The sequence below is a fragment of the Streptomyces sp. NPDC056738 genome, from assembly GCF_042790435.1.
GTDB lineage: Bacteria > Actinomycetota > Actinomycetes > Streptomycetales > Streptomycetaceae > Streptomyces.
The window spans coordinates 569,680-584,532 of sequence record NZ_JBHTZF010000001.1 but is presented as its reverse complement, the minus strand read 5'-3'; the positions used below and the strand labels follow the sequence as shown (position 1 = coordinate 584,532).

The following is a 14,853-nucleotide window of genomic DNA, read 5'->3' as shown; positions in this document are numbered from 1 at the left end:
CCTCGTACCGGGTTCCACGGGCCGGGCGTACCGGCGCTCCGCGCTCGCCGGTACGGTAGGAACTCCCCCTGAGGGAGGTTCAAGTCCGTGTCCCCCGACACCATGTGGAGCATCGGAGAGCTCGCCGAGCGCGCCGGAGTCACCGTCAAGACCGTCCGCTTCTACTCGGACCGTGGGCTGCTGCCCGAAGGCGCCCGCAGCTCGGGCGGCCACCGCCGCTACGGCCCCGAGGCGCTCGACCGCCTGAACCTGATCCGTTCGCTGCGCACCCTCGACCTGCCGGTACCGGAAGTGGAGCGGATCCTCGACCAGGACGACATCCTGGAGGACGTCGTCGCGGGGCAGCTGCGGCGGATCGGCTCGCGGCTCACCGCCCTGCGCTGGCAGGAAGCGGCCCTCCAACTGCTCCGGGACAGCGCCCCCGAGGAACGCGCCGCTCGTCTGCGGCTGATCGGCGCCGTGTCCGTACCGCCCAGCACCGCGCCACTGGCCCGCTTCTGGCGGCGCTGGCTGCCGCCGCGGCTCCCGGCCCGGCTCGTCTCCGCGATCGTGGAACACTCGGTCCCGCAACTCCCCGAAGGCCCGACACCGGCCCAGGTGCTGGCCTTCACCCGGCTGCACGCCTTCGTCACCGCCCCGTGCCCCGGCGCGGACAACGGCCAGCCCGCGGCGCATCAGCCCGACGGCGGCCGTCCGGCCGTGCTCTACGACGGTCTCGTCGAGGCGTACGCGCTGGCCTCACCCCAGTTGCGTGCGCACCGGACACCGCGAGCGGGCGACGCGCTCGACTGCTTCGTCTCCGCCTACGCCCGCTCCCGTGACACCCGGGACACGCCCGCGTTCCGCCGCGGGCTCAGCGGGCAACTCGCCGCCGACCCCCGTATCGACCACTACTGGAATCTCACCGCCGAGATCACCGCCTCACCCGAACCGACCCCCGGCGCCATCCACGACTGGCTGTGCGCCGCACTGGACGACGAAGTCGCCCGGGCGGGCTGAACCTGGCATCCCCCGGTTCCGTCCCTTGTGTCCTCCAGAAGTGAGACGGGAAGATCACCGGACCGACGGATCATGGGGTTCTGCCGGTTGACGGTGGGGGGAGAGCGGTGGCGGGAGAGATACGTCTGCTGGGGCAACCGGACCCGACGGCGCAGCGGCGCGCCATGATGCTCGCGGTGCTCCTCCTGATCGCCATGGCCTGGCACTCCTTCATCGACTGGTACATAGAACGGGATCTGGTGACCGGCAACCAGGGGCCGTTTCCGGCGGCGTTGGGGTCGGAGGCACCGGCCGCACCGACACATGCCGCGCACCGGTCCTACCGCCCCGAAGCACTGGTCCACGGACTGGCCGTCGACTCCACCCACTCCGCTGTCATGGCCCTGAACGTGCGTACGGGCGAGGAGTACTGGCGTTACGAGCGCCGCGACCACCACGGCGACCTCGCGTCGGTCGAGGTGTCGGCCGACACGGTGGTGGCCTGGTTCGAGGACGGGAAGCTCGTGGGCATCGACCTGCGCACCGGGCGCGTACGGTGGCGCACCGACTTCTCGCGGAACGGCTTCCAGGACCTTCACATCGGCGCCGGCCAGGTCGTCGCGCAGACCCCCGGCGGTGTCGCCGCCTTCTCCGAGCGCGACGGAGACGAACTGTGGAGGCTGAGACAACCCCGGTCCTGCGAGGACCCCGGGCCCTGGAACGCGTACGACTTTCCGGAGCACCTGACCGTCGTCGAACTCAGCTGCAAGACCTCGGGCGACATGGCCGGTGTCGTGATCGGCGTCGACAATCGCACCGGCGCCACCCTGTGGACCCGTGCGGTGCGGCAAGAGGTCCACCAGGCCGACGACCACACCCTGGTCGCGGACTCCCCGACGGATTCCGGGAACGTGGGCGAAGCGGCCCGCGTCCAACTCCTGGACGTCGGCCGGCACGGTGCCGAACCGCGGGCCGAATTCACCAGCGACGAGTGGTTTCCCATGGACGCGCGGGAGGGCGTCGTCATCTCCGCAGGCGAGGACGTACCGCCGGACAGTGCTCACAGCACCGTCCTGACGGCCTACGACACGGGAATCGGCGAGCGCGCCTGGGAACGCCGGGCCGCGGCGGGCTTCTCGTTCGGCTGGGCCAGGATCGCCGACGGACGGGTCTACGTCGTGGAGAACTCGACGGTCCTCGAAGAGTACGAGGACCGGGACCTCCAGGCCGACCTGCTCGTCCTGGACGTCCACAGCGGAAAGCTGCTCCACCGGCTGCGTCTGCCGCACCTGACCGTGCCGGACGACATGCGGCTGACCGACCTCGAGGTCGAGGAGGTCGGTGACGGCGCCGTCCGTGTCGGGTTGCTCGAGTCGTCGCACGAGGTATGGCTCGTGACGTGAGCGACCCGAGCGGGAAGGTCGAGGAGGCGGCTCAGAACGCCCACCGCGTATGGGTGTAGACCCCGTCGTCCCGGCCGAAGCCGTAACCGGTGGCCGGAGCGACCGCGTACACCACCGCGTCTCCCTTGCGGAACGCGTCCCCGATCCCGTGGAAGGTTCCCTCCGGGGAGGTGATGTGCGGCCCGTACTTCCTTGCGTACGCGGTGATCACCTCTTCCACGACGGCCGGATCGGAGACCGGTGAGGCCTCGCCCTCGATCACGACGTCCAGGCCTTCGGTGAGCGAGTTCGCGCCGGTGGTCAGCGCGCAGTGACGGTTGTGGGCGAGGTTCTTCGCCTTCTGCTCGCCCGGGCCGGTCGAGAAGTACAGCACTCCTTCGTGCCACGCGGCGATCACGGGGGTGACGTGCAACCGGCCGTCGGGCCGGACGGTCGACACCCAGAAGATCTCGGCGGCCTCCATCGTGCGCAGGGCCTCGGCCCATTCGGTGGCCGTGACGTCCGCCGCTCCCGGGCGGGGAGAGAGCGCGGAGCTGTAGCGGGCGTCGAGCTCGGTGGCGGGCTGCTTCACGGGTTCCTGTGTCGGCATGACGGAACTCCCTTCCTCTTCCTGACAACGACTCCTCGGCCGCCCCGAATTCATCGCCGCGGCCGCTCTCTCGTCGGATCACGCGCCCCGGTGGCCGGATCAGGGGGAGACGATGGCGCTGAGTCCGTAGTCCAGCTCCGAGCCGTCGACGAGAACCGCCTCGACCGTGCGCGTCCGGGGGTCGATGTCGGCCACGACGCCCTCGCCCGCGTAGCGCGGGTAGCCCGTCTCGCCCGTCTCTCCGGTCGCCTCGACGTCGGCCGACCGCACGGCAGCTTCCTGGACGGAGGTGGCGTCGGTGTGCTCGACGTACTCGGGTACCAGCAGGACGGTGAAACGCTGAGATTCGGTAGTCACGCTCCGGTATTCAAGCGCCTCGCCCGGCACCCGTCGCGCAGGCGCACGGTAGTTCTTCGCGCCCCGGTGGTCTGCGGTTCCTCGCGCCCCGGCGGTCCGCGACTCCGCGCACCCCCGGCGGTCTGCTCTTCCTCGGGCTCCCTGCCGTCTGCGGCTCCGCGCACCCCAGAGCCGTCGGTTCCTCGCACCTGGCGGTCGGCCGAGCGGGCGACGGCGGTGGGATGCGCCGCGCGTCGGGGGAAGGCATCGATCATCGTGTCCGCGGACGGCCGGGCGACGCGCCGGCCGTCGAGAACAGATGGGCGAACCGTGAGGAACAGGGCGACGCAAGCACGAACACGCAGGTCCGCACCGGCCGACGGCCGTGCGGGGTGGGCCCGTCGGCTCGCCGCCGTCACGGGAGTCCTCGTGCTCTGCGCACTGCCCACCGGACCTGCGGGCGCGTCCCAGGAGAGCGGGCCCTCACCCGCCAGGCCCCCGCTGTTCGTCTCCGACTACGGCAACAACCGTGTGGTGCGGCTCGCGGCGATGGGCGACGGGCAGACGACGGTGCCCATCGACGGTGTCGTACGCCCGACCGGTCTGGCGTGGGACGCGGCCCGCGATCTCTACGTCTCCGACACGGGCAACAACAGGGTGCTGAAGCTGGAGGAGAAGGGCGGCGCGCAGTCCACCGTCCCGACCGTCGGCCTCTCCCGCCCGCTGGGTCTCGCCGTCGACGCCCACGGCACGCTGTACATCGCCGACAGTTTCAACGACCGCGTCGTGAAGGTCCCCTCCGACGGCAGCGGGCAGACCACCGTCCCCACCACGGGACTGCTCCACCCCTGGGGCCTGGCCCTGGGCACCGGCGGCGACCTGTACATCTCCGATTTCGTCAACGACCGCGTGGTCAGGATCGCCGCGGACGGCAGCGGCCAGACCACGGTTCCCACGGTCGGCCTGTCCCAGCCGACCGGCCTCGTCCTGAACGCCGCCGGCGACCTCTACATCGCGGACAGCGGCAACAACCGTGTCGTCAAGGTGTCCGCGGCCGGCGGTACGCAGAGCACGGTGCCGATCACCGGACTGAGCGATCCGCTGGGCCTCGCCCTGGACGGCCGCGGCGGCCTGTACGTGGCCGACGGGTTCAACAACCGGGTGGTACGAGTCGGCGAGACCGGCGGCGGCCAGGTCACGCTCCCCGCCTCCGGGCTCAACACCCCGACCGGTCTCGCGTTCCCGCCGACCGACAAGCGGCCCCGCCGGTCATGATGCCTCCCTTACGGGGATGTCCACGGGCTTGAGCGGGGTGTCGCTGGCGTCGGCCTCGGGCATGGGTCTGCCACGCAGTTCCGGGGTCTTCGCGCCGACCCAGAGAACCGCGAACAGGCACAGGAGGCCGCCGCTGACCAGGGCGGTGGCCCCCGAGGTCCAGCCCGCCACGACGCCGCCGCGCAGGTTGCCGAAGTTCGGTCCCGCCTGGCCGACGATCGTCTCGGCCGCTGTCACCCGGCCCAGCAGGGCGTCCGGGGTGTGTGTCTGGACGATCGTGCTGCGGGCGATCACCGAGAGGGCGTCGGCGGCGCCCGCCACGACCAGGAGCGCGAGTCCGGCCCACGGGTCGCGCACCAGGCCGAAGGCCGCCAGGGCCGCACCCCACAGCCCGGCCCCGCACAGCATCACCGGCCCGGGACGCCCCAGCCGCGTGATCGTCCCGGACAGCGCGGACGCGGCGATGCCGCCGACGGCGAGCACGGACAGGAACAGACCGAGGGTGCGCGGACTGCCGCCGAACCGTTCGGCGTTGACCAGCGGGAACAGGCTGGTCGGCATCGAGAGCACGGTGGCGGCCAGGTCGGTGATCAGCGCACCGCGCACCGCCCGGTGCCCGGCCAGGAAGCGCAGTCCGTCCAGCACCCCGTGCAGCCCGGCCCGGGACGGTTCGCCCTCGGGCGGCAGAGCGGGCAGCCCGAACGCTCCGTAGAACGAGAGCCCGAAGGACAGGGCGTCGACGAGGTAGCACGGTCCGATGCCGGCCCAGCCGAGCAGGATGCCGCCGAGGGCCGGACCGACGAGCATCATGGCCTGACCGCTGATCTGCTGGAGCGCCAGCCCGGCCGCCACCTGCTCCTTCGGCAGCAGCCTCGGCACGAACACGCCCGCCGCCGGGGCACCGACGGCCGAGCAGAACGACTGCGCGGCGACCAGGGCGAGTACGCCCGCCACCGGAACATGCCCGGTGAAGCCCTGCACCGCCAGCAGCAGCGAGACGGCCGCCTGACCGACGTTCGCGGACAGGTAGATCCGCCGACGGTCGCCGCGGTCCGCCCAGGAACCGGCGAACAGTCCGAACACGACCATCGGCAGCGCCTGCGCCAGCCCCACCGCGCCGGTCCAGACCGTGCTGTGCGTCATGTCCCAGACCTGGTACATGACGGTGACCATGGTCATGAAGCTGCCGAGTACGGAAACGGTCCGGCCGATCAGCAGACGCCGGAAGGCCGGGGACGTACGCAGTGGGCGGACGTCGATCAAGGTTCGGGTCAGGCTCATGAGGGACGGTGGGTCACGCGGGGGTCGTTCACGTCGCGCAGGGTAACCGCCACCCTCCGGCCGGGGCGAATCGTTTTCGGCTCAACCGCCACCGTCCTCGGCTCGGACCGAACGCGAGGTCTGCCGCGCCGCCGGCGGACCGGGGCGTCAGTCCGTCCGGCGGCGCGCCTGTTTCACCTCGCGATGGACGGCCCAGGCGTCGGCGACCGGGCCCAGGTGCCCGAGCTTGTCCGGGTTGAGCACCGAGCGGATGGCCTGGATTTGACCGTCGAGCACATCGAGCGCCAGCGTGTGCAGGATCTTGCCGTCCGAGGTTCGGAAGACCGCCCCGGGCTGCCCGTTGACCTCGTGCGGCTCGAAGGTGACGTCGACCCGGGCCAGCACCGGGAAGGCGGCGGCCAGGAGCCGGGCCACGTTCTCCGCGCCGACGACGGTCCGGGCCAGAGCCGGGGCGTTGCCCCCGCCGTCCCCCACCATCTGCACGTCGGCCGCCAGCAGACTGCGCAGCGCGCCCACGTCTCCGTCCCTCAGCGCGTCGAAGAAGCGCTCCGCCAGTTCCTGGCGCTCCTTGCGGTCCGCTTCGAACCGCGGCCGGCCGGCCTTCATGTGGCGGCGTGCCCGCACCAGCAATTGCCGGCACGCCGCCTCCGAACGCCCCACCGCCGTCGCGATCTCGTCGAACCCGAAGGCGAACACCTCCCGCAGCACGAACACCGACCGCTCCAGCGGGCTGAGCCGTTCCAGCAGGAGCAGCGCCGCCATCGACACGGAGTCGGCCAGTTCCGCCGAGCGCTCCGGATCCTCGTACGGATCACTCAGCAGCGGCTCGGGCAGCCACGCTCCCGCGTACTCCTCCCGCCGTACGCGCGCCGAGCGCAGTACGTCGATCGACACCCGCGTCACCGTGGCCGACAGAAAGGCCTTCGCCGAGGTGGGCAGGGTCGTCGAGCGGTCGAAGCGGAGCCAGGTCTCCTGCACCGCGTCCTCGGCCTCGCTGACGCTGCCCAGGATCCGGTAGGCGATCGAGAACAGCAGCGCCCGCAGCTCCTCGAACTCCTCGGCCTTGTTCACGCCTGTTTCCCCTTCCCTCGCTCCTGCCCTGCCCCGGTCGCCGATCAGTGGAACTGTCCCGGCTCGTAGTCGCCGGCCGGCTGCCGGGCGATGATGTTCAGCCGGTTCGCCGTGTTCATGAAGGAGACCAGCATGACCAGGGCCGTGAGCTGTCCCTCGTCGTAGTGCTTGACGGCACGCGCCCACACCTCGTCGCCGACCCCTTGGGCCGCGTCCGCGACCCGGGTGCCTTCCTCCGCGAGCTCCAGCGCGGCGCGCTCGGCCTCCGTGAAGACCGTCGCCTCCCGCCAGGCCGCGACCAGGTTCAGCCGCACCGAGGTCTCACCGGCGGCCGCGGCCTCCTTGGTGTGCATGTCGATGCAGACGGCGCATCCGTTGATCTGGCTCACCCGCAGCGACACCAGCTCCTGCGTCGCGGCCGGCAACGCCGAGTCCTTCAGCGCCTTCCCGGCCGCCATCAGGTGCTTGAGGGCCTTGCCGGCGGTCGGGTCGGCGAAGTAGTTCAGTCGCGCTTCCATCGTGGACTCCTCGTGTTCGGCGGTGTCTACATCCCCGAGACGAGGCAGCCCGCCCACCTGTGACACGAACGAATGCGACCCGCGTCACATCGACCCACGGCGCACCCGTGTACGGCCATCCGATCCTGGCCCGGCTGGAACAGGTCGGCTGGGTGGACAGCACCTGGGAGGACCCGACCGTCCACGAGGAAGCCGGTCGACCGCGTCGTCGCTTCTACCGGATCACCAAGGACGGCGCCGAACAGGCTCGCCTGGCCCTCGCGCGTGCCTGTCGCGCCCGCAGGCAGCCGCTGCCCGGCTGGGCGGCCACGCGTCCGGTCGGCGCAGTCGCCGCGGAGGACGATGCCGAGCTACCTGGTGGTCCGGTCGGTTGAGCGTCCGCGAACGATGGCCTATGCACCGACTCGCGCGACCGTGACGGGTAATCCAGCTCCTTGCGGGTACCTGCTTGCGGCGGCGCGTCGGCCACGGCTCGCCAGGGGTATCCGCCCCTCGATGCGGTGGGAGAGGGAAATGAGGCTTCGTGAATCGGCTCGGGCCGTGGCGTCCCGATGCTCGGCCGACATACTCAATGGCAGGTACCGTCTGGACGGCCTTCTTGGCTCGGGTGGCGCCGCGGATGTCCACCGCGGCTTCGATCTGCGGCTGAGGCGGCCTGTGGCAGTCAAGGTCTTCCGGCCCGAAACCGGTTTCGACACGGAGGAGACCTCGCAAGGCGAAGCCGCGATCCTGGCCCGCCTGCACCACCCAGGACTCGTCACCGCCTTCGACGCCGGACAGCACGACGGTCGTGTCTTCCTGGTCATGCAACTCGTCGAAGGCACCACGCTGAGGCGCCGCATCACCGCAGGTCCGCTGACCTTCGAGGACACCGCCGCACTGGGCTCCGGTGTCGCCCACGCGCTGGCTCACGCCCACGAGGAGAGCGTCGTCCATCGAGACGTCAAACCGTCCAACATCCTTCTCGATGCTTCTCACCGGCCCTACCTGACCGACTTCGGCATCTCCCGACTGCTGGACGCCACCACGCAGACCGCCACCGGGACACTCATCGGCACGGCCGCCTACCTCGCACCCGAGCAGGTCCTCGGACAGCCCGTCGGCCGGCCCGCCGACATCTACGCCCTTGGTCTGGTACTGCTCGAATGCCTCACCGGCCGGCTCGAGTACGACGGCGCCCCGCTGGAAGCGGCGATCGCGCGCCTGCACCGGCAACCCGCGTTGCCCCGCCATCTTCCACCACAACTCGCCGACCTCGTGCGGGCCATGACAGCCCTGGACGAGAACGACCGCCCGACAGCCGACGACTGCGCCCGCGCACTGGCCGAGTCGACCGAAACAGGGCAACTCGCGGTCAACCCCGCGCACCACGCGGAGAGTTCCGTGATCAGCCACACGCGGTCTCGCGCAGGGGGCCGCACACACGGCAACCCGCTGCCCGGCGGCAGGGAACAGGTGGCTGCGCGCACCAGGGCGGTGCGGAAGGGCCCCTTGGCCGTCGGTGTCGGCGTCGCTCTGGCCGCAGCCCTGGTGACTGCTCTTGGCGTCTCCGGCAATTCCACATCACACGGCGATGATCGAAGCGGGACCGGGATCACCGGCGTCCCCGACGCCGGGCGGAAGAAGCAGACCACGGCCCCTGCGGGGAAGGTCCCTACCGAACGCACCGGCACCGGTCGCTCCGCTGACGGCGTGCCGGGGCGAAGTGACGGACACGCTTCCGCCGGTTCGATGCACGCATCTGGCGTCGGCGCAGCGCCAGACTCGTCCGCGGCCTCGGTACCCGCAAGGTCGAGCAAAGCAGGTCTGCCCGGCGCAGCAGCTCACGGCGCTGCGAAGTCAGAAGCTCGCCGGCCGCCCGGCCAGGCCGAGAAGGCGACGAAGAAGGTGAAGGGAAAAGTAAGGTGAAAGCGGTCGAGGGTCCTTGATCGCGCGTGGAACTGGCCGGTCCCTCCTCTTCCCGGATCACCCCAGCGCGAATGACGCCCGCTGCCGCCAGCGTGATCCGTCATGGACCATCAGATCGACCGACGCCACGCGGGTGACGATGGGGAGTCCGTCTCGAAGCCCGGCTTCCGCCTCGTCCAGGATGGTGTCGTCCTGCCCCTGGGCGATGGTCAGATGCGGCACGATCTCGGCGAACTGGCCGCCGAACGGCGGGGTTTCGGGCCACCGGTCCACGACGGCCTCGGTGAGCGCGCGGAACGGGGCGGCCGGCTCCGGGGCGAGATACAGAACCCCCGGGAAGCGACCGCACCCCTCGAACCGCGCCTCGAAGGCCTTGTGCCGCCCGATCACGTCGGCGATGGCGGCCAAGGTGTCGCCGTCGAAGCGACTCTCGGGAAGGAAGGGGAAGAGCACCGTGACATGGGCCGGCATGCCGGAAGGGACGGACGGATCCAGCCGGTCCCGCCACGCTCGTACAGCGGGCTCCGCCTCGGGAACCGTCACCACCAGTCCGGACTGGGCTACTTGACTGATGCTGGAGTCGTTGCCTGTCATCGTCCCTGTCTAGCGGCGGACGAGGCGGTCCGCGACCGATTTCCAAGGTTGGCGTTCCGTACCGCTGTCGCTGTCGCTGTCGCTGTCGCTGTCGCCGTCGTCACGGTCGCAGGCCCGCTTGCCTGAGGGACAGCCTGGACAGGTCCGCGATCACCCGCTGGTCGCCGCGGCGCCAGGCGTCGGCCAGGCCGCCGGGTGGGGTGGGGACTGCCATGAGGGCGCGCTGTGGTCCCGTCAGGGCGCGCAGCGCGAGCAGGTCCGCGCCTCCGGGAGCGTCCAGGAGACGACGGGTGGTGGTACTGCGCCGGATCCAGCGAACGCGCGGCGGAAGCCACAGCACCAGGACGAACGCCACCGACAGCACGATCAGGGCGATCGCGGCGAGCAGGGCCACGCGCCCCACCAGGTCCTCCAGCGACTGCCCGGCGTCGGACAGGCCGGTGGCCGCGTCGGCGGCGGACCGGAGCGGCTTCTTCAGGGTGTCGCCGACGAGCGGCACCTTCGAAGCCGCGTCGCCGGCGTCGTCGAGACCGCTGGAGAGACTGTTGCCCGCGCTCTGGGCCTCTCGCCCCGGCTCGGCCAGCAGCATGATCGCGTGGTGGACCACCAGGGCGAACTTCACCGCGGCCGCGATGAGTGCCACGGCGATCAGGTCGGCGACCACCTGACGGCTCCGACGCGCTGGGGTCTGGGCGTAAAGGCGCATGGGCGTGCTCCTGTTCCGGCGATGGGGGAGCGAGCAGAGGGCGAGCTGGGGCGAGCGGTGGCACTGTGCCGGCGGTCGAGGCGGCAGAGGTCAAGGGGGCAGCGGTCAAAGGAGTAGGGGCCAACCAGGGCGGAGGCCGACGGTGGCTCTCCCCGGGGGCTGAGGGGCGGACTCGGACGGTTTCTCGCGGCAATGGTGACATTCCGTCAGTACGACTTCCCGTCTTTCGTCAAGTCGCACCTGGCGTGGTGCGCGAGGAGGGAAGTGGGGTTCATGTCAGCGGTGGCGGCTGCTCCGGCGCCCATGCGCCGCCCCGGTCAGGTGCAGCGTCCCGCGCGGGCCAGTGCCTGACCGCCTCGGTCACGTGCTGCGTCCCGCGCGGGCCAGTGCCTGACCGGCCTCGGACGCGAGGGTGGCGACGAGTTCGGCCGCGGGCGGCAGGTCGGTGACGAGGTCGACGCCCTCGCCCGCCCAGACCGGCTGCGCGGGCACGTCCCCGCTCGCCACGTCGGCCTGATACGCCAGGCGTGCCGCCTCGGGATCCGCCGCGAGTTCCGCCTCCCGGCCCCGCCATCGGTCGAGGTACGGGTGACCCAGCGTGCGAGCCGTGTACTTCGACGGCCATCGGGAGCTCCGGGCGATGTCCAGGATCCGATTGCGCTCCGTGTCCTGACCGTGCCCGTCCAGGAGCGCCTTCGCGGTCGACGGATCGACGAGGGCCTCGGCGGTGGCCTGGAAACGGGTGCCGATGACCGCCCCGGCGGCGCCCAGAGCCAGAACCGCCGCGACACCCCGGCCGTCCGCGATCCCGCCCGCCGCCAGCACCGGTACGCCCCCGGCCAGGTCCACGACGACGGGCACGAACGGAAGGGTGGACCGTCCGTGCCGGGCGCCGTGCCCGCCGCTCTCCGTGCCCTGCGCCACGACGACATCCGCCCCGACGTCCAATGCCCGTCTGGCTTCGTCGAGATCGGTGACCTGGACGATCACGGCCGCACCGGCCTCACGGACCCGTTCGGTGTACGGGCCGGGATCGCCGAACGAGAACATCACGGCCGCCGGACCGAACTCCAGGGCCTGCTCGATCACGGCCGGGCCGACCGCCCAGGTCTGGAACCCGACGCCCCACGGCTTCCCGGCCCCGGCGACGATCGGCAGCTCACGCGCGAGCCAGTCCGGATCACCCCCTCCGGCACCCAGCAGACCGAGTCCGCCCCCACGCGAGACGGCCGCGGCCAGCTCACCGCCGGCCGATCCGCCCATGGGAGCCAGGGCGATCGGATGCTCGACACCGAACAACGCCGTGAACGCGGTCGACAGGGCCATGACGGCAATCATCCCCTTCTCGGCCGCCATCATGTGCTTGCGGGACCTGCCGCCAGAATCGGGTCCCGGCATTCGCGAAGCCGCGAGGACGGTGGCCTCCAGGCGTCAGGGCCGGGGAGCGCTCCGCGGGTCGACGAATCCGCCCACGCCGTCGTCGCGGAAGGTGATGGCTTCCTGGCCGACACCGAGAGCGTCGAGCAGGATGCCGAGCGCCGTATCGACGTCGGACTGAGCGCGGTGGACCCAGACGAAGACATCGGGGGAGGGGTTGCCCTCCAGACGGCTGAGCGCGAAATCGATCCTCTTGACTCTGAACATGGCCGCCTCCACCCGGCCCAGATCCTCCCAGCTCTGTTCGATGTCCAAGCGCAGCCGCGCGGCCAGGACCTCCAGGGACGGCGACAGGCCGGCGACCAGCCGGAACGAACTCGCCGCGTACTCCCACATGCCGGCCTGCAACGCCGGGTTTCGTTTCCCACCCTGGTACGAAGGCGCGCTCTCCCAGTCCGGCTCCGGCCCAGGAACCTCGATCTCCGTCACGCGTCCTCCCCGCCCTGCCGCTCAGCCCTGACGCCTCACTCTAGAAGCCGGGCTCCTGGCGCCAGGGATCACCAGAGGGATCACCAGCTCTCGTCCCGGGCCCGTCGAGGACGGGGCGAGCATGGACGCGGGCCGATCGGTCCTCACGCGTGCGCGCGCCGAACGGAGCGGTCACACGTCGGCGAGCAACGCGTCGAGCGGGGCCGGTACGCGGTCGGGTGGGAGGGCCTCGACGAGGACGCGGCCGTAGTGGATCTTGCGGCCCTTCTTCGTGCCGAGGAAGCGCCTCAACTGCCGTTGGGGGGAGCGGCCGTGCTGGGCGGGCTGGCGGACGAAGGTCCGCAGGGCCCGTAGATCGCCCTCCGCCTGGATCAACTCCTCCACCCGGGGCACTCCCAGCGCACGGATGAGTTCGTCCTCCAGATCGGCCGAGCAGACGAAGAACGCGCTTCGCCGTGCCCCGTCGCCTTCCACGGCGTTCCGTGCCCGTTCCATGGTGTTTCGTTCCCGTTCCACGGCATGCTGATCCCGTGCCACGGCATGTTGATCCCGTTTCGAGGCGTTCTGTTCCCGCTCTGGTGGGTTCTCTTCCAGGGCCCGGGCGTAGTAACCCCGTTCCGCCTCGTCGCACAGTCCCGTGAGACGCAGATCCAGGCCCGTCGGGCCGAGGATGCGGGCGAAGCGGCCGACGCTCATGGCGCCGTTCATCGCCAGGACGCAGATTCCCTCGGCCTCCAGGTCCCGGCCGCGGCTCTCGGCGAGTGCCTGGACCGCCGCGAGATCGCTCGGCCCTTCGAGCAGGACGACCGTCTTCACGGACAACGCGGCCGCCGACTCGCGCGCGAGGTCCCCGGTGCCGCCGGCCGCCCAGGTGGTCACCGTCTCCCGGAACGCCCCCATGTCGGTCATGCGCCGAGTCTGAGCCCTTCCCGCCCGGCGGGGTATCGAATTTCCGGCGGCGGCGCCCCGACCATGAAGTCCTCCCCGAAGTCCTCCCCACGTACGTTCGTGCGGGCGTGAGTATGCTCGCGGAGTTGTCCGTCATGAAGCGGCGGAGTGGTGGCGGGTGTGGGGGTTCATTCAATGATGACGTCGCAGCCCGGGGCTGCCGGCGTGGCTTCGCCCGAGCTGGAGCGCGCCGCGGCCTGGGGGACGGAAGAGCCGTCAGTGCTGCTGATCGAGGACGACCCGGGCGACGCGCTGCTCGTGGAGGAGATGGTCGCCGACAGCGCGCTCGGCATGCGCCTGCGCTGGGTACGGTCGATGGCCGAGGCCTGTGACGTGCTCGCGTCCGAGGTCCCCGACTGCGTACTGCTCGACCTGCACCTCCCGGACGCGCAGGGCCTGGAAGCGGTGTCGAGAGTGCGCGAGCGCGCCGAGCACGTCGCCGTCGTGGTCCTCACCGGACTCGCCGAGGAGGGGACCGGTCTGGCGGCGGTGGCCGCGGGCGCGCAGGACTACCTGGTCAAGGGCCGGGTCGAGCCCGAGCTGTTCGGACGGGCGGTCCGCTACGCGATCCAGCGCAAGCAGGCCGAGCGGGACGCCGTGGCCCTGCAGGCCAGCCAGATGCAGGCTCGGGAGAACGCCCGTCTGGAACGCGGCCTGCTGCCGCGCCCGCTGCTGCGCGGGGACGGCGTCGAGGTCGTGACCCGCTACCGCCCCGGCCGGGCACACGCGCTCCTGGGCGGTGACTTCTACGACATCGTGCAGACCGCCGACGGCACCGTGCACGCCCTGATCGGTGACGTGTCCGGGCACGGTCCGGACGAGGCGGCCCTCGGGGTCGCGTTGCGCATAGCCTGGCGTACGCTCGTGCTCAGCGGTGTCACCGGCGCCGACCAGGTGGGTCGGCTCGAGGAGATCCTGCTGGCGGAGCGGGCCAAGAGCGGGGTCTTCGCCACCCTGGTCATCCTCAGTGTCGGCCCCGGCCGGCGGAGCGCCCGGATGGTGCGCGCGGGTCATCACGGCGTTCTGCTGTGCGGGACCGGAGGGGTCGAGTGGGTGGAGGTCCCGGGCGGCCCCGCGCTCGGCATCGTTCCGGGCGGGGCGCGCTGGCCCGTGGAGGAGGTGCCGCTCCCGGAGGGCACCGCAATGGTGCTGTTCACCGACGGCCTCTTCGAGGGGCGCGTGGGCCGCGGCACGGAGCGGCTGGGCGAGGAAGGACTGCTGACGATGGCCCGTGAGCTGGCCGGTCGGCCTCCGGAGGCGTTCGTCGACGGACTCATCGACCGGGCCGAGACCCTGGCCGAGGCGCAGGGCGGGCTGGCCGACGACGTCGCCGTGCTCTATCTGCGCTGGCGCTGACGCCGGTGAACGGCGAGCGTGAGA

General features: G+C 71.4%; 16 protein-coding genes. 6 read left to right on the top strand and 10 right to left on the bottom strand.

The window, feature by feature from the left end:
- Positions 1-87: 87 nt before the first annotated feature.
- Positions 88-999, top strand: a complete 912-nt coding sequence (locus tag ACFRIC_RS02360) for a MerR family transcriptional regulator (protein ID WP_382778598.1) — start codon at positions 88-90, stop codon at positions 997-999.
- 107 nt (positions 1,000-1,106) lie between these two features.
- The gene (locus ACFRIC_RS02355) at positions 1,107-2,381 is read left to right on the top strand and encodes a PQQ-binding-like beta-propeller repeat protein (protein WP_382778597.1); all 1,275 of its coding nucleotides are present in this window, start codon (positions 1,107-1,109) and stop codon (positions 2,379-2,381) included.
- 31 nt (positions 2,382-2,412) lie between these two features.
- Here the strand turns inward: ACFRIC_RS02355 and ACFRIC_RS02350 are convergent, their stop codons facing one another.
- Positions 2,413-2,970, bottom strand: coding sequence for a pyridoxamine 5'-phosphate oxidase family protein (locus ACFRIC_RS02350; RefSeq protein WP_382778596.1), 558 nt, complete (start codon positions 2,968-2,970; stop codon positions 2,413-2,415).
- Between the two features lie 99 nt (positions 2,971-3,069).
- Positions 3,070-3,327 (bottom strand): hypothetical protein, encoded by a 258-nt coding sequence (locus ACFRIC_RS02345; RefSeq protein WP_382778595.1) that lies wholly within the window; start codon positions 3,325-3,327, stop codon positions 3,070-3,072.
- Between the two features lie 408 nt (positions 3,328-3,735).
- On the opposite strand from ACFRIC_RS02345, the gene ACFRIC_RS02340 reads away from it, so the two are divergent.
- On the top strand, positions 3,736-4,581 hold the full coding sequence (locus ACFRIC_RS02340; protein WP_382778594.1) for a hypothetical protein: 846 nt from the start codon (positions 3,736-3,738) through the stop codon (positions 4,579-4,581).
- Here the strand turns inward: ACFRIC_RS02340 and ACFRIC_RS02335 are convergent.
- From ACFRIC_RS02335 to ACFRIC_RS02325, 3 genes are all read right to left on the bottom strand, one after another.
- Positions 4,576-5,862: an MFS transporter gene (locus tag ACFRIC_RS02335; RefSeq protein WP_382778593.1), complete on the bottom strand. Its 1,287-nt coding sequence runs from the start codon at positions 5,860-5,862 to the stop codon at positions 4,576-4,578. The two genes, ACFRIC_RS02340 and ACFRIC_RS02335, sit on opposite strands and share 6 nt — an antisense overlap.
- 147 nt (positions 5,863-6,009) lie before the next feature.
- On the bottom strand, positions 6,010-6,933 hold the full coding sequence (locus ACFRIC_RS02330) for an RNA polymerase sigma-70 factor (protein WP_382778592.1): 924 nt from the start codon (positions 6,931-6,933) through the stop codon (positions 6,010-6,012).
- Between the two features lie 44 nt (positions 6,934-6,977).
- A complete protein-coding gene (locus ACFRIC_RS02325; protein WP_382778591.1) occupies positions 6,978-7,451 on the bottom strand; it encodes a carboxymuconolactone decarboxylase family protein in 474 nt (157 codons plus the stop codon).
- Between the two features lie 107 nt (positions 7,452-7,558).
- Between ACFRIC_RS02325 and ACFRIC_RS02320 the strand changes: the two genes are divergently transcribed.
- Positions 7,559-7,825, top strand: a complete 267-nt coding sequence (locus tag ACFRIC_RS02320; RefSeq protein ID WP_382778590.1) for a PadR family transcriptional regulator — start codon at positions 7,559-7,561, stop codon at positions 7,823-7,825.
- Between the two features lie 139 nt (positions 7,826-7,964).
- Positions 7,965-9,359, top strand: a complete 1,395-nt coding sequence (locus ACFRIC_RS02315) for a serine/threonine-protein kinase (RefSeq protein ID WP_382778589.1) — start codon at positions 7,965-7,967, stop codon at positions 9,357-9,359.
- Positions 9,360-9,416: 57 nt separating this feature from the next.
- Here ACFRIC_RS02315 and ACFRIC_RS02310 read toward each other — a convergent pair whose 3' ends face one another.
- The 5 genes from ACFRIC_RS02310 to ACFRIC_RS02290 form a co-directional block, all read right to left on the bottom strand.
- Positions 9,417-9,953 carry a 2'-5' RNA ligase family protein gene (locus tag ACFRIC_RS02310; RefSeq protein ID WP_382778588.1) on the bottom strand — a complete coding sequence of 179 codons (537 nt, stop codon included), beginning with the start codon at positions 9,951-9,953 and terminating at the stop codon, positions 9,417-9,419.
- Between the two features lie 100 nt (positions 9,954-10,053).
- Positions 10,054-10,659, bottom strand: coding sequence for a hypothetical protein (locus ACFRIC_RS02305; protein WP_382778587.1), 606 nt, complete (start codon positions 10,657-10,659; stop codon positions 10,054-10,056).
- 360 nt (positions 10,660-11,019) lie between these two features.
- Positions 11,020-11,985 (bottom strand): NAD(P)H-dependent flavin oxidoreductase, encoded by a 966-nt coding sequence (locus tag ACFRIC_RS02300; protein ID WP_382778586.1) that lies wholly within the window; start codon positions 11,983-11,985, stop codon positions 11,020-11,022.
- 105 nt (positions 11,986-12,090) lie between these two features.
- Positions 12,091-12,525, bottom strand: coding sequence for a hypothetical protein (locus ACFRIC_RS02295; RefSeq protein ID WP_382778585.1), 435 nt, complete (start codon positions 12,523-12,525; stop codon positions 12,091-12,093).
- Between the two features lie 171 nt (positions 12,526-12,696).
- Complete coding sequence (locus tag ACFRIC_RS02290) at positions 12,697-13,434, bottom strand: TOPRIM nucleotidyl transferase/hydrolase domain-containing protein (RefSeq protein ID WP_382778584.1); 738 nt, start codon at positions 13,432-13,434, stop codon at positions 12,697-12,699.
- Positions 13,435-13,611: 177 nt separating this feature from the next.
- On the opposite strand from ACFRIC_RS02290, the gene ACFRIC_RS02285 reads away from it, so the two are divergent.
- A complete protein-coding gene (locus ACFRIC_RS02285) occupies positions 13,612-14,829 on the top strand; it encodes a PP2C family protein-serine/threonine phosphatase (RefSeq protein ID WP_382778879.1) in 1,218 nt (405 codons plus the stop codon).
- Positions 14,830-14,853: the final 24 nt, after the last annotated feature.